Origin of the sequence: Mesorhizobium sp. M0678 (assembly GCF_040320505.1) — a bacterium.
Lineage (GTDB): Bacteria > Pseudomonadota > Alphaproteobacteria > Rhizobiales > Rhizobiaceae > Mesorhizobium.
Genome location: NZ_JAMYPT010000015.1, coordinates 59,310 through 78,565, shown reverse-complemented (window position 1 = coordinate 78,565; position 19,256 = coordinate 59,310). Strand labels below are relative to the sequence as shown.

The following is a 19,256-nucleotide window of genomic DNA, read 5'->3' as shown; positions in this document are numbered from 1 at the left end:
CACGGATATGCCTACGAGAACGTCTTCCCCTTCCCGGGTGACTTTACGCGGCTTCCTCATCATCGTCCGACTCGTACTTTCGAGCTCGTGACGCTGGATCCCGGGTGCTGTCAGGCCGCATGCCGGCGATAGCAAAAGAACGCCCCCTCAATAGTGGGTCTTGCGATGTAGCGGTCTCCCACCCTCAAATTCCAAACAATTCTCTGTTGGAATACAGCGCGCTCTGAAGCCCAGGATGGCGCCGAAAGCTGTTTGCTGGGCCGTGCGCCAAATCAGCCGAATTGCTCTCTAGAAAGCCGTTCTTCTCCATACTTCTGTGCTACGCTATTTAGCACACAGGTTGGCGATCTCAATGAATTCAAGTGCTTGGCGCATAGCGCCTAGCATCGAGTTTGCGGCCTGCTGCGCTGGAGCGAGAGAACCCGACGACGAACGCGAACGCCCATCGACAGGTTTGAGAGATTTTGCTCTAGTGAGAGTGTGATCCACGCCGCATAGACCGGTGTTATTTCCCCTGGCGATTCTTCCAAGAGATCGCGTCCTCAAGCCGGTCGTCACCCCAGAAAATCTCCTTGCCGACGACGAAAGTCGGCGAGCCGAAAATGCCGAGGCTCTTGGCTTGGTTCGTCGCGTCAACAAGCCCCGCCACGGCTTCGTCCGCGTCCGCGCGTGCCAGCACATCCTCCACATCGGCGCCGGCCTCCGTGATACTCTGGCTGATGTTCGGCTCATTTCCGGCAGGAAGTCCTTCTTCGATCCATCGCCTGTAGCTTGCCCGGACATAGGCGGGACACCAGCCTTCTGCTGCCCCCACGATTGCTACACGGTTCGCCCGTTCCAGCTCCGCTAGAGGGTACGGCGCCGGGAGCTTCGGCGAGAGCCCGCGCATTTGCGAGCGCCGCTCGATGTCCCTCCACATATAGGCGGCCTTTGCCGGCTTGTTCACAAAGGGGACGTTGTTCATCTCGATCATCACCACCCGCACATTGAAGGGTTTCCAGACGAAACGAACGCCAGTCTGCTTCTCGACCTGCTCGATGCGCATGACCGATAGGTATGTGTAGGTGCTGCCTATTGAGAACCAGAAGTCGATGATTGGCATTACCTAAAACTCCAGAGCATGACCCGCCTTGTCGCCAGCGAGGTGTGCTCCCAACGCGGCGATCCCGCTCCCGACATTAAGGCAAGCCTGGCTTCGTTGCCATTGTGGTTACCAATACGTCACCGGAAACCTGCGAGGCCAGGAAATTGCGAGCGTCGCGTATGTCCCGAGAGAACTCTGCATCTGCAAAGGGAACCAGGAGTTGCTCCAGCATCGAGCAGGGATAGAGCCCAGGGCTGGCCTCGTGTGCGAAACGCGCGAGATCTGTCGCGGCTCGAAGTTCCAACATTCGGGCGTCCTGCTGCCGCGCAACCTCCATTGCGGCGAGGAGGCTGGTTTCCACCCGGGAGAGGTCCGGCTGTGGTTGCTTCAGTGCCACCAGGCCATCGAGCCGATGAAGTTCAGCCAGCCAGAACTGCTCGCCCGACCGGCCAACGAAGGCGAAACCTTCCCGCACCGCAGCCTCTGCTGCCACCGTATTGCCGGCCTTCAGAAGGCATTCGGCAAGCTGCGCGACGAACACTGACTCGAATAGGTGAGCGTCGCGCGTTCGATTGGAATCGAGCGCCTGACGGATCGTCGCTATGTTCTCGTCGGTTGGCCCGCGCCGGGCTCGCACACATGCATGGCATAGAACGCCGTTTCGCTTCAGGTGCTCGACCTTCCGTTCGCCGCAATAGGTGACGAGCGCAACAGCATCGCTCTCGCAAGCGTCGAGATTGCCGAACAGAAATTGTGGCCACACGATCGTGTAGAAGTTGCCTGCCGCGACGGTGTGAGCGTTGCCATGATTTAACAGCTCTGACCGCACCTGTTCACTGGATTTCGCGACGCCCTCGTACTGTCCCAGCAGAGCTAACGCCATTGTCTTCCAGTACAGGACGTTCAGGCCGGGGTCGATGCCAAACCAGGAGCTCAACACCTTCTGGCGGTCGGGGTCACGATATCTTTCAGCCGACTGCAGACTTTCCAGAGCCTCGCGAGAACGTCCGGTCAGGACCTGGGTCGTCCCGAGAAGCCGATAGGCGACCAACTTGAATGTCGGGTCGACCTGGCGGTCCGCAAACTCTACAATCTGCCGCGCTAGGGCGAACGCATCCTCCATCTTCCCCGCGAAATAGCTGCTCGCGCAAAGGCCATGCAGAACCGAGAAGCGTTGCAAGTCGGAACCGACGCCTGCGTCAAGCAGTGATTTGGCACTAGTCAACGCCGCAACTGTTTCCTGGAACGGCAGCAGCGAGTTGGCGCGGGCGACCAATAGAGCCAGTTCAAGTGGTCGACGCACCTGCTCGTCTTCGATTTGCCGGGCTGCCGTCAATCCGGCCCCGGTGTGCTGAGTGGCCTCGGCAAGAGCTGACCGCGACAGGGCCAATTCCGCAGCAGTCAGCCAATAGTGCGCCGCCGGCTCCGAGAGTCCCGCCTCAGTGTAGTGATGGGCGATCACCGCCGGCGCGGATTCGCTGCTATCAGCAAAGCGCTCGACAATTGACCGGGCGATGTCCGCATGGATGCGCTGTCTGCGGGAGCGAAGCAGCGAGTTGTGGGCTGCATCCTGCACGAGCGCGTGTTTGAAAACATAGATCGTGTCACCTATGGCGGCGCGAGAGAATACCAGCTCCGACTCGACCAGTTTGTGTAACGCCTCCTTAAGCGCGGTTCCGGTAATCGGCGAGATCGCTTCCAGCAGACGGTACGAAAATTCCCGGCCGATCGCCGCGCCAATCTGTGCGATTTCCCGGATCGACCCGAGCCTATCCAACCGCGCCATTAGGGAGTCCTGCAGCGTCGATGGAATCGCCAGTGCCGTCAACGGCGCGGCCAGCACAAAACACTGGCTTTGCTCGCGCAGTTGCCCCGATTCAAGGACCGCCTTGGTCAGCTCCTCAACGAATAAGGGAACGCCGTCAGTCTTAGAGATTATCGCGCTTTGCACTTCTGCAGGAATCTCCTTGCCGCCGGTGATGCGATCGATCATGGCTGCAGCGTGACGCCGTCCGAATCGGTTGAGCGCCAGCCCTGTCACATGGCCTTGACCGACCCAGGGATTTGTAAACTCCGGGCGAGAGGTCACTATTAACAGCGCCCGCAATCCCGGTACTCGCTCGACGATGCCGCTGAAGAAATCCAGCGAGGTGGGGTCTATCCAGTGCGCGTCCTCCAGCACGGCAAACACGGGCGCCTCTCGCGTCAGCCCGGCGAACAGCTCAATCAACGCGGCAATCGTCTGCTCCTTTGCCTCGCTCGGCACTACTCCGAGGTCCTGAAAGTGTCCTTCGGTCGAGATCGACAGAAGCGAGGCGAGATAGGATGCGACGCCCCGGCCACCGAGGCCCGAGCGGGCGATTAAAGCTTCGAGCCTTTCGATTTGCGCTGTCGGCGGCTCGCCGGACCTAAGACCCAGCGAAGATGATATCTGTCGGACGACCGGATACATCGAGACGTTGCGATGGTGCGGAGAACACTGGTAACGCACAAGGCCATAAGGTTGACCCACGATCCGTTCGCGCAGTGCCTCCAACAGGCGTGACTTGCCGATGCCTGCCTCGCCGGTCAGCAACACTACTTGGCCTTCCCCCCGCACGCGTCGCTCCAGCGGTCGGCAAGCAACGCCACTTCCTGATCACGTCCCACCAGGGGCGCGTTCGACCGGGACGCCTCGAACCGATTGACGTTCTCCGTCTCGCGGAGGACCTCCCAGGCCGAAACCGGAGCATCAAAGCCTTTGATGACGTGGACGCCCAAGGCCTTGAGCTCGAATACCTCGCCAAGTAGTAGGCGCGTCGAAGACGCGATGACGATGCGGCCTGCGTTGGCCAGACCCTGAAGCCGGGCCGCGAGATTCGGCGTATCGCCGACCACCGCATGCTCGCGCGATGCACCATGGCCGATCACGTCCCCCACCACCACCAGGCCAGTCGCAATTCCGACGCGCGCCTGGAGTGTGCCTGCTGCCGCCGTTTCAATCGTGGCAACCGCAGCTACGATCTCCAGAGCGGCACGCACGGAACGCTCCGCGTCGTCTTCATGGGCAAGCGGATAGCCGAAATAGGCCAACACGCCGTCACCCATGAACTTCGCAACAAAACCCCCGTACCGGGCGATGATGACGGAGCAGGCTTCTTGGTAAGCGCGCAGTACGTTGCGCATCTCCTCCGGATCCAGCCGTGTCGACATTTGCGTCGACCCGACGAGATCGCAGAACATAACTGTAATCTGACGTCGCTCAGCTGTGTCGACATGCGGCGTCGTCGGCTCTATGGGCTCGGGTTCCAATTGCCGCGCACCAAGGCGTTCGATTGCCTTCAGCAACCGCTTGCGATGCCCGAGAAGCACGCCGATCTTTTCCAGGTCGGCGTCCGTAAGGTCAGGCAGCACTTCGCTGTCTATCCCGTTCTCACGGAACGAAGCTTCATATTGAACAAGACCGAGGCTCTGCAGCCATTTCCCTAAATTCATGGACGTATCGCAGCCCGATTGGACCAATAGTCCTCAAACGGGAGCCGGATGTCTAGTGAAGAGAATTCCGGGTAGTGGGTCAGTTTGAAATCTGACGCTGCGCTTTTTGCCGGGGCGCCGTTCTTCGCTCAGCTCTGGGCATATTTGTCAGTTCTTCGGCATTTGGGGTGGCACAAGTTGAACGTATGGCGTCGTCGGTTCCTTATCAGGGCGAATGCGACTGGGGGCCGGCTTCCCGTGTTTGCCGAGCGACCTAATGTATTGATAGAGCGATTGCATATCGCTCTCGTCCATCGCTCGAAGATTGTACCAAGGCATCGGTGGAGACGTTCTAATGCGCTTCAGCATCCCTACAAATCCACGCTCGGTCATTACCGAAGCATCTATCCGAAGATTGGTCGCATAGGTCGTGCCCCAAGGACCGCGCCAACCGACCGAGTTGCCCATTAAAGCCTTTTCAGGATCAATCTTGCCTTCTGTTTCCCGGTAGCCTTCGGTATGGCAATCGTGACACCCGCCGATGATTGATACCTGCAACCCTCGTTCGACCGATACTTCGCCTTGAGCGAAGGCTGCAATTGGCATCGTGAGACCGGCTAATAGGAAAAACAGGCTTGTGACACGCATCCTTCCCTCCCATGCGTTCCGCTAAGCAGTATGAGCCAACGTCCGAAGGCGACGGCTAGCTTGAAAGGCTCTTTTTGTAAGGGCCGCGAATAGCCGGTTTCTCGGCTTCTCTCGCTTCGATCAGCGCAACGATGTCACCAATCTCCCAAAGCTTGTCAGTGACGGCAGTGGCCATCGCAGGCGTCATGCGCAACGTGGCATGGATGCGAACAAAATTGTAGTACATGAAATGCAACGCCACCGCATTGGCGTGAGCCTCCACCTTCTTGGAAAAGCCATTGGTCAGGCGAGTGAAGCGGCGCATGTGCATCCGCATGGTCAGGTTCTGGCGTTCCGCAAATGACGTGCTGACATGCTTGATGTCAGGATTTCCTTCGATCCGTTCTTTCCGCGCGCCAGTGCATTCGGCGGGGCTATAGCGGCCCTTGGCGCTGTCAGGCGAAGTGCCATAGAGCTTGATCAGCATGGCATAGTCGATATCGCCGCCGAACGCACCTTCAACAGCCTCTAACGACTTGAACCCCCGACGTCAGCACCGAAACATTCTGCCGCATCTTACCCTGTCCGATTTGCACGTCGCTACTCGCCTTTCCCGAACGAGCCGGCCAAGCAGCTTCCGCACCACGCAGCATCTCTTATCTAGGGCAACACGATCTCTTCATTACCGGATGGTGCGGGATGTGGATTTGTTGTGCCGAGTGCAAGATGGCCCCGTTTATCGGGACCGAGGCTTGTCGAAACAGTCAACCGACTGGATTTGATATCGTTGTGCTGTTTCAGTACCGACGTTCTCGAGGCCGCGTCTATGAAGACTGACGCGCTTTCGTACCCACCCCGCGGCCTCTCTCGTGAGGAAGCAGCGCGCTATGTCGGTGTCGGATCGACACTATTCGATGACATGGTTGCTGACGGCCGCATGCCGAGGCCTAAGCACGTCAACAGTCGCGCGATCTGGGATCGTGTGGCGCTCGATATCGCTTTCTCCGCCCTGCCAGACAAAGACAATGGTCTCAAACAACTATTGGAGCGGAGCAAACGAGAGCCGACAAGGAGATAAGCAACTACGCACATTGCGTATACGCTGCAGGCGTAGTACAGTCATCGCCTGAGCGAAAGAGATGACGTGAACGACAATGAAAAGCTCGCGCGAGAAGTGAAAGCCTGGCGGGCGAAGGGAGGATTCACCGCGGAGAGTGCAGCCAAGGTCTTGGGAATACCGAAACGCACTTTTGAAGGCATAGAGCAAGGTCGGGGCTTCCCTTACCCGGTACTCCTGCGCGTTGCTATAGAAAGCAAGACCCTTTCGCTTCAGGCAATGCTGGAGGATTCCCCGCCTGTGGAGCAACGGCAGCGGAAAACTCAAAGGGAGATTTAATGGTCAGGCCATTTAAAGATGTCCGCTACCCCGGCGTTTCGTCGCGCATCAAGAACGGAAAGCTCGTCTATCGCTATCGCGGCAAAGGAATGCCCGAAATTCGGCTTCCTGGCGCACCAGGCGATCCTGAGTTCGAAGGCGCCTATGAACAGGCAACGCAAGGCCAAGGTCAAAAGGCCGTCATCATTGACTTGCCCGGTCGGGCGTTGCCAAAGACATTTGGTCATGCTGCGCGCCGACTTGAAGCGACGATGGAATGGCTGGACTTCGATGAAGCGACGCAGCAGAAGAATGCTCGGCTTATTGAGCGCTTCCTTCAGATGCAGGTCGATCCTGCCTATCCGCTGACTTGGCGCAATACGCCGGTGGAACATCTCGATGCCGACCATCTGCGTGCGATTATCGAAAGCGTCTTTGCCACCAACCGGACGGTTGCCAAGCACCTGCTGGTGGCAATCAAGAAGCTCCTGTGGGTGGCGATCGAAGTTGAGAAATGGATCAAACCGCAGGACGATCCCTCGCTGTCGATCCGCGTCCGCATTCCCAAATCGACTGCCAATCCCGCCTGGCCGATCGCCATTCGTGAAAAGTTCGAGGCGCACCATCCAATCGGCTCAGCGCCGCGCACCTGCTATGCGCTCGGTTTCTGGCTCGGCAACCGACGCGGCGATATCGCCTCACTGGAATGGGACGACTTGGTCTTCGAGGAGATCGAATTGTTCGATGGCTCCTTGGAAACAATCGAAGCCTTCGACTTCCGACAGCAGAAAAATCGCAACCGTCATGGCGGGAGCGAGATGTTCATCCCGGTTGTGGACAAGCTGGCGCAAGCTTTAGTGCCATTAGATCGCTCTAAGGGTGGCACGGTATTGAAGAACGCCTATGGGCGTCCGTTCTCCGAAAAGAGCCTCACCGGCATGATGGCACATTGGAACAAGCAGGCCGGCATCCCGGAGGGCTACACCTTGCACGGGCTGCGCCGTACCTTCGGCACGTATCTCGCCGAATGCAACATCCAAGCGCGCGCTATCATGGAGGCGATGGGGCATTCTTCAATGACGGTAACAGACGAGTATGTGCGAGAGGCCAATAAGAAACGGATGGCTGTCGATATCGCCCGCGCCATTAACGAGCGGGAAGCGAAACGCGACGCCATGAAGCAACGGATACCCCTGCGCGTCATCAAATGAGTGAATCAACCCGACCAAGTGGAGGGTGGCATATCGGCCGCCCTTTTTTGGGCCCATAATGGGCCCAAACGTTTTGGGCCGAGGCGTATTTTCTTCAATAAAATCAATGGTTATGGTGGGCCCGGAGGGTATTCAGAAAGCCATAAAAATCAATTGGTAAGAGATCAGTGGGACTTCAGAGCATTCAAATCTTTTCCAATGTTTTTCAATGTTGTTGTCCCACTCAGAAGTGCCTCAGTCCACCAAGCCGACGCACTGAACGCCTCACTCGGAAGGGAGGTTTGCGCAAGGCGAAAGGAAGATCGCGTCGGTGTGCAGCCTTCCTGAGAAGGGTCGCGGTAGCGCCAACTGCTGACGCTCAGCGCGAAGACATCAATGTCCTGTTATGGGGCCGTCAGAGGACCGGCCGCTTCTCGCGCCCAGAAAGCGATAGCAGACATGCAACTAGGTGGTACAAAGTCTCTAGCGTGACCCTTTCGAGACATTTGCGTGCGGCGTTTGCGTCTCGAAAGCGGTTCTTTAGTGCTACCAGCACCAACGACCGTCTGCGGTCGTTCAGAACACGGGTTACCGTCTCTAAACCGGATATTGGACCGGGCAGCCGCCGGAAATTGCGAATGGAGGTGATCGCCTGTCAGGAGGCGTTCAAAAACGACCTACGACCGCGATCTTCATCCGGCCGTTTTCATGGTGTCATTCCCGGCTATGCTGACAAGTTCTTTATGATCGGCAGCTTGCGGATCGTCTTGCCCGTCGCCGCCCGTAGCGCGTTGGCGACGGCCGGGCCGATCGGCGGCACACCCGGCTCGCCAACGCCCGTGGGCGGCTCGTCGGACGGCACAATGTGCACCTCGACGCGCGGCATCTGCTCGATCCTGAGCGGCATATAGGTGTCGTAGTTCTCTTGGTCTACGACACCGCCCGTCAGGGTCAGCTCCTCCTGGAGGATCGCGCCTAGCCCGAAGCCGATACCGCCCTCCATCTGAGCGCGGATCTGGTCAGGATTTATCGCGGTGCCGCAATCTACCGCGCAGACGACGCGGTCGACTTTGAAATCATTTCCATCGTTGAAGGTGATCTCCACCACCTCGGCGACATAGGTCGAGAGGCTTTCATGCAGGGCCACGCCGCGGAAATGGCCTTCCGGCAGAGGCTTGTCCCAGCCTGCCTTCTCAGCAGCCAATTTCAGCACGCCGGCATGCCGTGGATGGTGACCGAGCATCGACAAGCGGAAGTCGACCGGATCACGGTTCGCAGCGGCGGCGAGCTCATCGATCAGGGTTTCCATTGCATAAGCGGTGTGGGTGGAGCCTACCGAACGCCACCACAGCACTGGGATGTTCACGTCCGTCGTGGTCAGCTCGACCTTCAGGTTCGGGATCGCATAGGGCAGGTTGGTGGCGCCCTCCACGGAGGTCGGATCGATGCCGTTCTCGATCATCGCCGCAAAGGGCGAACCGCCCGCGATCGATTGGCCCACGATGTGGTCATGGAGAGCGACGACATTGCCTTCCTTGTCGAGCCCCGCCTTGACTGCGTGCACATAGACCGGCCGGTACCGCCCACCCCGCATGTCGTTCTCGCGGGTCCACTGCACCTTCACCGGCTTGCCGGGTCCCAGTGCACGCGCTGTGGAAACAGCTTCGATAATGAGATCTGCGTCCGAGACCGCTCGGCGGCCGAAGCTGCCGCCGGTCTTCATCACGTGCAGCCTCACCTTGTCCGGCGTGGTGCCGCCTACTTGAGCGGCAGCCGCCTGATAAAGGTCGGGCATCTGGTGTCCGCCCCAGACGTCGATGGTGCCGTCTTCGTTGATTCGGGCGGCCGCGTTGAGTGGCTCGATCGAAGCATGGACAAGATAGGGGAATTCGTAGTGCCCTTGGATGACTTTCTCAGCACTGGCCAACGCTGCGGGAGTGTTACCGTCGTCGCGCGCGGTGGCCGCGCCCGGATCGTCTGCTGCCTTAGTGTATTCGGCCATGATCTCGGCCGTGCCGCGCCTTTCGGCCTTCTCTTCGTTCCAGGTCACCTCCACGAGATCGCGGCCCTTGAGCGCCGTCCACATGTCCCTGCCGACCACGGCAATGCCGCGCGGCGTCTGGACGACATCGACAATGCCGTCGAGTGCCTTGGCTTTGGAGGCGTCGAAGCTCTCGATCTCAGCGCCGAACTTCGGCGGATGGATCATAACGGCCGTATTGAGTCCATCCATCTTGAGGTCGATCGTGTAGGTCTGCGCGCCATTGGTCTTGCCGGCGGAATCGTAGCGCTTGAGGCTGTCCGATCCGATCTGGGCCCACTTGTCGCGCGGCTTTAGCGGCACGTCGTCGGGAACCGGCATTCCCGCTGCGGCTTCAGCCAGGTCACCGAAGCGCGCCTGCATCCCTGAGGCGTGCGACACGACCCCGGAAGCGACTGTGATCTCGCCGGCTGGCACGTCCCACCGCTGCGCCGCGGCCGCCACCAGCATGGCCCGTGCGGCAGCACCCGCCTTGCGGTAGCGCTCCCACGACGAGCTCATCGACGTGGAGCCACCGGTTCCCTGCGCGGCCCCGCCCCAGGCGAGATTGCCGTAGAGCGCGGTATTGCCATATCCGCCGACCACGTGGACCTGCGCCCAGGCGCCGTCGAGCTCTTCCATAACCAGGGTGGCGATGCCGAAATAGGAGCCTTGTCCCATCTCGAACTGCGACGAGTGGATGACGATTCGGTTCTCCGGTGTGATCTCGACATAGGTCTGGAAGGGGTTCGCCTGGACCGCTGCAGGCGTCGTTTGTGCGTTGGCGGGCGCGGCCATCATTAGCCGGTAGCCCACGGCGAGGCCCGCGGTGGTGACGGCCGTGCCGAGGAGGAACTGGCGGCGCGTGGGCCCCACGGCATTATGCTTCGGGAGAAACTGCAACATGCCTCAGGTCTCCAGCCGGTTGGCGGTCTCGTGGATGGCCGCGCGGATGCGATGATAGGTGGCGCAGCGGCAGAGATTGCCGCTCATCGCCGAATCAATATCATCGTCCGTCGGCTTCGGCGTCTCTGTCAGGAGGGCCACGGCCGACATGATCTGGCCAGACTGGCAATAGCCGCATTGAGGTACGTCGAACTCGGCCCACACGGCCTGGACCGTTTCGCCGATCTTGCCCGACACGCCCTCAATGGTGGTGATCGAGGCTCCTTCGATGTCGCCGACTGCGGTCTGGCACGAGCGCGTCGGCATGCCGTTAACGTGAACCGTGCAAGCGCCGCACTGGGCAAGGCCGCAACCGAATTTCGTTCCTGTGAGTCCGATGCTGTCACGGATCGCCCAGAGCAGCGGCATCTCTGGATCGACGTCGAGTGTTCGCGCCTCGCCATTGAGGGTAAAAGCGACCATGGCTTGCTCTCCTTGTCCTGAGCTGGCTATCTCGTTGCGCCTCCGCCCGGCTAGGAACCGGACTCTTCTTGCTGAGGCATAGCGACCACAGACTAGGATCGCGCAGCTCGAGCAACAAGCCGCTAGCTGGCGATCGCGAGATCGTGAAGTGGCTCGTGTCGAAAGGCTGGAGGCAACTGAATGTCATTTTTGGGCCGACCGGCCGGTCAGTTTCCGGCTCGATGACCTGGTTGGCAGTCATTCCGCTTCTAAGCCTAAACCCCAGACATGAACTGTACCAGCATCATAAAAGACGACATCAAGCGGCGATTTTTCGTTGCGCTGCACCGCTAGCTCGTTCGCGTGGTTCATGATCCGCTGGTTATGCGCGGATGCTGGTTCACCATAGATGCCAACACAGAGCTTGCGAAACTTGCCACGCGCTATGCGGTTAAGGACGTGGTCGTCATTCGTAGCGAGCGAATGGCCGAAAATGAAGAAGCAATGGCTGGCGGTCTTCACATTCGCGGTGAACTGCTTGAAGCCTTGGTACAGGTAGGCATTGTGACGGATCTTCGCCTTCTTCTGGGCGCTGGTGGGCTGATGAAGGGCGGCTTAGGTCATGATTTCCGGTTCATCGCGCTGCAATGACCGATGAGTCACAGACGCTGCATTTCGCGCTAGACCGCAGCTGCGGTATTCTCGATCATACGCTCAGCCATCCTATTCGCACCTCGTTGCCGCCGTTCGCCGCACCTATCGATCGGAGGCCTTCCAGCCTCGCGATAGCCGCGCTATGTGGCTGCACACAACCTGACGACGAAGAGGAGCAAGATTGGACATAGAAGCCGCACAAGATCGCCTTCCCCTGTCCTTGCTCGTTTTCATGCGAAAACAATCAAACTGAGTGCTGCGGGGATAGCGAGGTCGATTTGGCCCACTTCAGAGCAAAGTCGGCCATAAGCCATTGATATAATTTTGGTGGGCCCTGAGGGTGCTTGGAAAGTCAGAAATATCAAAGGCTATTCGACAGTGGGACTGTGTTGCGTTACTATGCTCTCCGGTCTTTTCCGGTTGATTTGTCCCACCCCTGATGCCGATTGCGGTCCTTCGCCGCTGCGTTGGTCAATTCCCGATTCCACAAGCATCCGGTCCTGAGTGGGCAGACGGCCTTCCTAGTGGTAATTAGTCAGCGACACGTTGACCGTTCTCGTCATGCGGGTGAAATCTACGTTCGACCATATACGTCGTCGAAGCGAACGATATCATCCTCGCCGAGATAATCGCCGCTCTGCACTTCAATGATCACTAGGTCAATTCTGCCTGGGTTCTCCAGCCGATGCTTATGGCCGCAGGGGATGTAGGCTGATTCGTTTGTCGCCAGGAACAACTCCTGCTCGCCATTGACGATTTTCGCGGAGCCGCTGACCACGACCCAGTGCTCCGAACGATGATAGTGCATCTGCAGGCTCAGCCGCCGACCGGGCTTCACCTCGATGCGTTTGATCTTGAAGCGCTCGCCTTCCTCAAGAACCGTGTAGGTACCCCACGGCCGGTGTACCGTGCTGTGGACCAGGTGAGCTTCATGTCCTGAAGCCTTGAGGCCCTCGAACAGCTTCTTGACGTCCTGAACGCGGTCGCGGGATGCGACAAGCAAAGCGTCCGGGGAATCGACGATCACCAGATCGCTGACACCGACCGTGCCGATGACGCGCTTGTCGGAGCTCACATAGCTGCCGGTCGTGTCGACCATATGCACATCGCCGCGTATCCTGTTCCCGCTTTCGTCGGCGGCGATCAAATCGGCCATTGCGTTCCAGGATCCGATGTCGTTCCAATCCATGTCGCAGGCAACCACGGCAAGTTTGTTCGTCTTCTCCATGACAGCGTGGTCGAGCGAGATTCGCGGGGCGGAGCCGAAATGCTCAGGCGCGAGTTCGATTTTGGCAAAGCCTTCGCCTTGACTGAAGCGGCCGTTCTCGTAGCTGTCGGAGACGGCCTGGATCACCGCGGGGCAATGCGATGCCATCTCGTCGAGCATGGTTTGTGCGCTAAAGCAGAAAATGCCGGCGTTCCAGAAGAAGCGCTTGGACGCAACATAGGCTTTGGCTGTGTCCAGATCCGGTTTTTCAACGAAACGGACGACTTTCTCACCATCCGCTTCGATATAGCCGAATGCCGTGTCCGGTCTGGTTGGGGTGATGCCCAATGTGGCGATCCGCCCGAGCTTCGCATGTTCGATGGCCCGGCACATGACGTCTAAAAATGCAGGCAGGTTGCCAACCATGTGATCGGCTGGGAAGACGCATAGAATCGCGTCAGGGCCTTGCGTTGCCTTGGCATGGATGGCGGCTGCCGCAACGGCTGCGGCCGTATCCCGGCCTTCAGGCTCGAGCAGAAAGGTGCGTGGCAGGACCACGGAATCTAGTTCGTCGAACTCGTCCTTGGTAAGGAAGAGGTGTTCCCCAGATGTCACGGCGACGAGTTCCACTACGCCCTTTATCGAACCGACGCGCAACACAGTGTGCTGCATCAGTGAATGCCCGTCTGCCACTTTGAGGAAAGGTTTAGGGTGCGATTGCCTTGAGGCGGGCCATAGCCGCGATCCGGCTCCGCCGCTGATGATGACGGGAACCACTTTCATATAACAACCTCGATTTCGTCTCTGGAGTGATTGCCCGCGCCCTCTCGAGCGTTAGCGTCACGATCGCCGTCGCTCTGGCTTGGTCTGCGGCCTCCGAGTAACAGCGAAGTTCTGGCGCGTTGCCGAACGGCCTCAGACGACGACGCTATCGGTATCGTACGACGCTTCCATGGCCTCGATGAGAAATGGACATTCAACTATGCCTGTTGGTTGCATTCGCCGAATTGTGCAGGTGACGGGTCTTAACTGAGACCAGAGATTCTTTGGCTGTCTTCTATCAAAATCAAACGACTTGGCTCCTTCAGATCGAACTCAATTACGCGTGGTACGAAAAGGCGTGCATATCGTGTAAAGGCGCTCGTCGGAGGAAACCGAATTACAGTATCGCAGCGCCCGAGAAGATACATCTCAACGAGGGCGGAAATTGCGCCGTCCATCCCAAGTGCTGCAGTGTGTAAGGGGCCGTCTTGATCGGATCGGAAATGCTTGGGGACGGTGAGAAGATCGGGAAACCTGGCCGACAGGTGATCCAGGATTTGCGCGCTGTCCGTGCACAAGAACAGCCGCACAGGCTTGGGGTGCGGTAACGCTTTAGCCTTATCAACCGCAGTGCACACTTGTCGAACGGCGAACTCCGGATCGGCCCAGTAGGGCGCATGGTCCATGATGTCTTCACCGTTACCATGTCGAACATGAACCCCGATGATGCTGTGCCCCTCAAAACATTCTTGGTAAATGGCATCTATGCGTGTTTGAATTTCAGACCGAGGCTTGACACTCTGGAAGACCTGCCGCTCGGCATCCTCATCGCAGCGCCACATCAAGCAAGCGTCACACACTACTGTGTTCGCTTCGACATCGTGTTCGGCCTGAAAGAGCTCGCCCAACTCGTCGCGCTCTTGGAAAATCTGCTCATCTGGGCGGTAAAGGCAGTCGATCGCTGGCCTATTCCACCACTCCGGGAAGAATGGACCCGGGAAGGAAAAGTCGTTGATCCGGTCGTCGCAAATAGCCGGTACGCCAGCGATGTCATTGATCGGTTGGAAGAACACCGGAAAGGCATTTGCGAAGGGTTGGTCGAGATAGCAGGACCCGCGCCAGTCGACGGCTAGCGTTCGTCCCGACCGCTGAGCGTAGCGCCAAGCGGCCGCCAGCGACCACAGACAATCACCGAACCCCGTACGCCTCTGAGAGACGACGAACCTGCGCTTTACCAATCCACTGACCTGCATTTTCGGAAATCTCGTTTCAGAGACGAGGTTGCATCTGGCTTGGGATCTCTAATCGATACTAGTCGACCGTTACGCCGGGCGATTTGGTAGAGGCTGCGCGTGGGGCAGAAGAGCTCCCTCAGCACTGCCTATCCTTATCTCTGTGACGCTCGCAAATCTTGACGCCGGGTACACTCGCTTCCGGTTTAAATTCAGCGTTCTCTAATGCGCCCGGCGACATGTGTAAAATTGATTGCGTGAATGTGGCCCATCCATGTGATGGATACTAAGGCGTTCCTTGACCATGAGCCTCTGCTGACGTGGGGCCGCGCTTTGCTAAGCGAAACAGCCGGTCGAGGCAGTCCACAAAGTCCCTTTTTCAAGTCCAATTCTTAACTGCCTCAACGTAACATGTCATTTGCGGGCGTTTCCTGAAGGACGGATGTGCAGGACCCGCCAGCCGTCGAATGTCAGGCGCAGGCCATCCACGTCATTTATGGCCATCATGGCGTCCGCTCCCATCGAAAGATGCGACACGGCGCCCTCTGACGCTTTCAAGTGCGCCAACATGGCGCAACTCCTGCCGGATAGCTTTCGAGCCGGCTGGACTGAGCGACTGGCACGCGATGCTGTGCGACGATGGCCGAGAGAGGAATTTTGGCGTCTGCAGCCATGTGGAGGATCGTTCCGACGGTTCTGCGGGTTCTCGGTGTCAGAGCCGACACCTGTGCGAACCCGCTCTCGTCCGTTTTCGACAGGCCCTTGAGGTTCATGACCCTGTTGTTCGCCGAGATCCCCCGCCAGTTCAGCGATCCAGGTGAAGATCGGCACGCCTGTCGATGCGGCGATCATCGCCTCGGCCAGCGAAGATGATGAAGAGGGCCATTGGGTCAAGTACAAGCGCCGACCAGCGTTTCATTGCTTCAAAGCCCATTTCGGTGCCTACGCCGATACGGCCCTTGTCGAGGAGATCGCCGTCACGGCGCCCACACCGAGGACGGCAACGCCGTTCCTGATGCTCTGCCCGACAATCCCGGCGAAGTGTTTGCCGACGGCGCCTACCGAGGCAATCATCTCGGCGACGCGGTGCGCGCCAAGGGTGGAAGGCCGCGCATCGTCGCAACCGCTATGTGGGGGCGCGACGAGGCCGAAAGCTCGACGCCTGGAACCAACCGATCCACAGAATTTGTACTCGGATCGAGAAGATCTTCGGCACCTGTAGCCGGATGCGATGGCGAGGGCTGGCAAAGGCGGCCGTTCAAATTCGCCGCACTGCGATCGCCTACAGTATGAAACACAGTTTGATGGTCGCCTCGTCCCGCCCATCGTTGAAGCCCAGCCACCGTTTTCGGGCTAGCGCGCCCGAAATTTCTTGGAGGTCGATACGTAATGCCCTATCCGGCTTTTCGCCGCCGTCTCAGATGTGCGGTTCGCCCGAAGCCCCCGACTGCCACGAACTTTGTCTTCGCGCGGAGCGAAACCTCGCGCCCACGACTTTGTGCCGCCGATGGTGCCGCGCTGCCCTGTCAAACAATCCATTTTATGGATGCACCTCATCCAAACAATCGATTTCACTGATCAAAACAATTTCCATTAGAAGATGCTGAAGCAGGCAAAGATTACTTGGTCAGCGCAAAAGAGGGATGTTGGAGTTCTAGTGTGGCTTGGACCCACATGCTCGCCATTTTATCTGGGAACGGCTACGTGCCCTGCTGGCGCAGGGCAATACGATTCTACTGGCCACCAACTTCGTGGAAGAAGCGGAGCGGCTATGCAATCGACTGTGCGTGCTTGAGAACGGATGTAGAATCCCAGAAGGGCGTCCTAACTCGCTGATTGATGAGCAAATCGGGTGCGACGTGATTGAAATCTATATCGCTCACCCCGTGAGCTGAGTTCGGCACTCAGGCCGCATGTGCGACTTAGGCAGGTTAGCGGCGAGACTCTGTTTTGCTATGCCTCCAAGCAGGAGCAGGTGTGCTCGCTGGCTGACACTGTCAATGACGAGCTCCGCGCCGCATCTGTCGAAATCCTACCATAGGGTATGAGGCGGGCCGCAGTTTGCTGGCGGTGTGGCGAGCCAGATTCGAAACTTCAACTACCATAGAGCAGGAAGAAAATGAGCGAGAACAGGAAAGTTGCTCTGGTTACGGGCATAACGGGACAGGATGGTGCCTATCTCACGCGTCTTCTGCTGGAAAAAGGCTACATCGTTCATGGGATTAAGCGACGTTCCTCTTCCTTCAACACGGGTCGCATCGAAGACATCTACCAAGACCCGCACGATCCCGATCCGCGCCTAATTTTGCATTACGGTGACCTCACTGATGCGACTAATCTCATCCGAGTAGTTCAGGAATCCCAGCCAGACGAGATTTACAACTTGGCCGCTCAGAGCCATGTCCAGGTGTCGTTCGAAACGCCGGAATACACAGCAAACGCCGACGGTATCGGAACATTGCGACTTCTTGAGGCGATCCGCCTCCTCGGTCTGAAGGACAAGACCCGCTTCTATCAGGCCTCGACTTCAGAGCTCTACGGCCTCGTGCAATCCGTACCGCAGAACGAAACAACGCCCTTTTATCCGCGCAGCCCTTACGCCGCCGCCAAGCTCTACGCCTACTGGATCGTGGTCAACTATCGCGAGGCCTATGGTATCCATGCTTCCAACGGCATTCTCTTCAATCATGAAAGCCCACTGCGCGGCGAAACTTTTGTGACGCGCAAGATCACCCGCGCCGCCGCTGCTATCTACCTCGGCAAGCAGGACAAGCTTTATCTCGGCAATCTCGATGCTCAACGCGATTGGGGCCATGCGCGTGAGTACGTGCGTGGTATGTGGATGATGATGCAGCAGGATCAACCGGATGATTACGTGCTGGCGACGGGCAAGACGACCCCTGTCCGCCAATTCGTCGAATGGGTTTTCGAAGATGTCGGCGTCGAGCTCGAATGGCGTGGTGAGGGAGTCGACGAAAAGGGCTATGATGTCGAGACCGGCAGATGCCTAGTCCAGGTAGACCCACGCTACTTTCGCCCCACGGAAGTCGATCTTCTCCTGGGCGACGCCACCAAGGCGAAGGAGAAGCTCGGCTGGGTGCATGAAACATCCGTGCGCGAGCTTGCCGCGGAAATGGTGCGGGAAGACCTCAAGGTCATGCAGACATCGGTAATAATGAAGGAAGCATAATGTACGATCTGAAGGGAAAAGCCGTGTGTGGGTCGCGGGCCACAAGCATGGTGGGCAGCGCTGTTGTACGCCGCCTCGCGTCTGAAGACTGCAAAGTTATGGCCGCCCTGACGTTTCCCCCAAATTTTATCCAGTCTTGAGTTCGTTTCCGCGGGTGGATTTGCCCTGATGGCCAGTGGACGCGACGGGTGCTGGCGCGGAGCGTTTCACGTTGCGCAGCGCGAGCGACCGTCGCGGGTTGAAGGTCGATGCACATTCGTTGGGTGTCTGCCATCCGATGTGCGAGTGCGGACGCGCGCCGTTGTAATCGGCGCGCCATACATTGAGCCTCGCGCGGGCCTGGGCCAGGGACGTGAACCGCGTCTCGTTGAGGAGTTCATCGCGAAGGGGGCCGTTGAAGCTCTCGCGTTATGGTCCTAGCCAACCTCCGACTGTGAACTCGCGGAAGCGATTTACGGCAAGCGCACACAGCAGCTCGTCCACGGCGTTCGTACATGAAGTTTGGAAACTTATAATACTGGTACACACCTCCATGGGGGAACATTATCTCCAATATCTCAGCGATTACCGGATAGCTATCTGCCTTCACCTACCTCGGCCTAGTGCAGAATCTTGGCCGAATGAACTCGGCGCTCTTGCTGCACACCAATGGTCCGTCCCGCGCGAAGTGCGATCATACCGCCGCAGCTTACCTTCAAATCCGGCACTGGCGAGGATCTAGATCCAAGCCGACGGCGCCGGGGATCAAATAAAAAGCCGCCGACCGAAGCCAGCGGGCTTGATTGGGATGGCCCGCGCGGACGGTCAAGGCTGCGCCGGCCGACCATGGCGGAGGGACCACCTTGGTCAACGGCACGGCCCGATGACGGCGTGCCGATGTACCACAACATGCGGCGAGATAGAGCCTTCCGGCGTCGCGGAAAAAAAGCCCGCCGGTTTTGAGCCAGCGGGCAAGTTCTGGAGTGGCTGAGATCAACCCAGCATCAGTCAACGACCGGCGGAAGAGTTGGTTGCAGTGGATGCCAGCTAGCCGCAGCATGCTGTGAATCGTAGCAATGTGAAAAACAAAACTCTGGACTTCTAGGTCGGACTCGCCCCAATATTTGTTTGGGGGA

15 protein-coding genes and 3 pseudogenes are annotated in these 19,256 nt (G+C 58.4%); 6 read left to right on the top strand and 12 right to left on the bottom strand.

The features are described from left to right. Window positions 1-505: 505 nt before the first annotated feature. From NKI29_RS23760 to NKI29_RS23740, 5 genes and pseudogenes are all read right to left on the bottom strand, one after another. Window positions 506-1,102: a 2-hydroxychromene-2-carboxylate isomerase gene (locus tag NKI29_RS23760; RefSeq protein WP_352622053.1), complete on the bottom strand. Its 597-nt coding sequence runs from the start codon at window positions 1,100-1,102 to the stop codon at window positions 506-508. A gap of 76 nt (window positions 1,103-1,178) precedes the next feature. Continuing rightward, window positions 1,179-3,662, bottom strand: coding sequence for an ATP-binding protein (locus NKI29_RS23755; RefSeq protein ID WP_352757320.1), 2,484 nt, complete (start codon window positions 3,660-3,662; stop codon window positions 1,179-1,181). Next, window positions 3,662-4,558 (bottom strand): adenylate/guanylate cyclase domain-containing protein, encoded by an 897-nt coding sequence (locus NKI29_RS23750; RefSeq protein ID WP_352757322.1) that lies wholly within the window; start codon window positions 4,556-4,558, stop codon window positions 3,662-3,664. The genes NKI29_RS23755 and NKI29_RS23750 overlap by 1 nt, the downstream gene beginning before the upstream one ends. A 147-nt stretch (window positions 4,559-4,705) precedes the next feature. After that, complete coding sequence (locus NKI29_RS23745) at window positions 4,706-5,185, bottom strand: c-type cytochrome (RefSeq protein ID WP_352457996.1); 480 nt, start codon at window positions 5,183-5,185, stop codon at window positions 4,706-4,708. Between the two features lie 55 nt (window positions 5,186-5,240). After that, window positions 5,241-5,696, bottom strand: a pseudogene (locus tag NKI29_RS23740) (IS1 family transposase); the annotation flags it as partial. Between the two features lie 294 nt (window positions 5,697-5,990). On the opposite strand from NKI29_RS23740, the gene NKI29_RS23735 reads away from it, so the two are divergent. The 3 genes from NKI29_RS23735 (at window position 5,991) to NKI29_RS23725 (ending at window position 7,750) form a co-directional block, all read left to right on the top strand. Then, window positions 5,991-6,242 carry a hypothetical protein gene (locus NKI29_RS23735; protein ID WP_352757324.1) on the top strand — a complete coding sequence of 84 codons (252 nt, stop codon included), beginning with the start codon at window positions 5,991-5,993 and terminating at the stop codon, window positions 6,240-6,242. A gap of 66 nt (window positions 6,243-6,308) precedes the next feature. Next, window positions 6,309-6,560 carry a helix-turn-helix domain-containing protein gene (locus tag NKI29_RS23730; protein ID WP_023680045.1) on the top strand — a complete coding sequence of 84 codons (252 nt, stop codon included), beginning with the start codon at window positions 6,309-6,311 and terminating at the stop codon, window positions 6,558-6,560. Further along, entirely contained in the window at window positions 6,560-7,750 is a 1,191-nt protein-coding gene (locus NKI29_RS23725; RefSeq protein WP_352757326.1) for a tyrosine-type recombinase/integrase, read from the top strand. Before NKI29_RS23730 ends, NKI29_RS23725 begins: the two co-directional genes overlap by 1 nt. 703 nt (window positions 7,751-8,453) lie before the next feature. Here NKI29_RS23725 and NKI29_RS23720 read toward each other — a convergent pair. The 6 genes from NKI29_RS23720 to NKI29_RS23695 form a co-directional block, all read right to left on the bottom strand. Continuing rightward, complete coding sequence (locus NKI29_RS23720) at window positions 8,454-10,655, bottom strand: xanthine dehydrogenase family protein molybdopterin-binding subunit (protein ID WP_352797382.1); 2,202 nt, start codon at window positions 10,653-10,655, stop codon at window positions 8,454-8,456. A 3-nt stretch (window positions 10,656-10,658) separates the two neighbouring features. Further along, a complete protein-coding gene (locus tag NKI29_RS23715) occupies window positions 10,659-11,117 on the bottom strand; it encodes a (2Fe-2S)-binding protein (RefSeq protein WP_352641397.1) in 459 nt (152 codons plus the stop codon). 237 nt (window positions 11,118-11,354) lie between these two features. Continuing rightward, on the bottom strand, window positions 11,355-11,651 hold the full coding sequence (locus tag NKI29_RS23710) for a DUF4917 family protein (RefSeq protein WP_352726136.1): 297 nt from the start codon (window positions 11,649-11,651) through the stop codon (window positions 11,355-11,357). 673 nt (window positions 11,652-12,324) lie between these two features. Then, the gene (locus tag NKI29_RS23705) at window positions 12,325-13,740 is read right to left on the bottom strand and encodes a mannose-1-phosphate guanylyltransferase/mannose-6-phosphate isomerase (RefSeq protein WP_352622068.1); all 1,416 of its coding nucleotides are present in this window, start codon (window positions 13,738-13,740) and stop codon (window positions 12,325-12,327) included. A 242-nt stretch (window positions 13,741-13,982) separates the two neighbouring features. Continuing rightward, complete coding sequence (locus NKI29_RS23700; RefSeq protein WP_352726134.1) at window positions 13,983-14,972, bottom strand: nodulation protein NodZ; 990 nt, start codon at window positions 14,970-14,972, stop codon at window positions 13,983-13,985. A gap of 393 nt (window positions 14,973-15,365) precedes the next feature. Continuing rightward, on the bottom strand, window positions 15,366-15,521 hold the full coding sequence (locus tag NKI29_RS23695) for a hypothetical protein (protein WP_352641401.1): 156 nt from the start codon (window positions 15,519-15,521) through the stop codon (window positions 15,366-15,368). A gap of 247 nt (window positions 15,522-15,768) precedes the next feature. Here NKI29_RS23695 and NKI29_RS23690 point away from each other — a divergent pair, with 247 nt between their 5' ends. The 3 genes and pseudogenes from NKI29_RS23690 (at window position 15,769) to gmd (ending at window position 18,141) form a co-directional block, all read left to right on the top strand. Beyond that, on the top strand, window positions 15,769-16,173 hold the full coding sequence (locus tag NKI29_RS23690) for a hypothetical protein (protein ID WP_352479097.1): 405 nt from the start codon (window positions 15,769-15,771) through the stop codon (window positions 16,171-16,173). 439 nt (window positions 16,174-16,612) lie between these two features. Beyond that, window positions 16,613-16,929: pseudogene (locus tag NKI29_RS23685) on the top strand (nodulation factor ABC transporter ATP-binding protein NodI); the annotation flags it as partial. Window positions 16,930-17,070: 141 nt separating this feature from the next. Beyond that, complete coding sequence (gene gmd, locus NKI29_RS23680) at window positions 17,071-18,141, top strand: GDP-mannose 4,6-dehydratase (protein ID WP_352571700.1); 1,071 nt, start codon at window positions 17,071-17,073, stop codon at window positions 18,139-18,141. A gap of 126 nt (window positions 18,142-18,267) precedes the next feature. Here gmd and NKI29_RS23675 read toward each other — a convergent pair. Next, window positions 18,268-18,546 (bottom strand): annotated as a pseudogene (locus tag NKI29_RS23675) (integrase core domain-containing protein); the annotation flags it as partial. Between the last annotated feature and the right edge of the window lie 710 nt (window positions 18,547-19,256).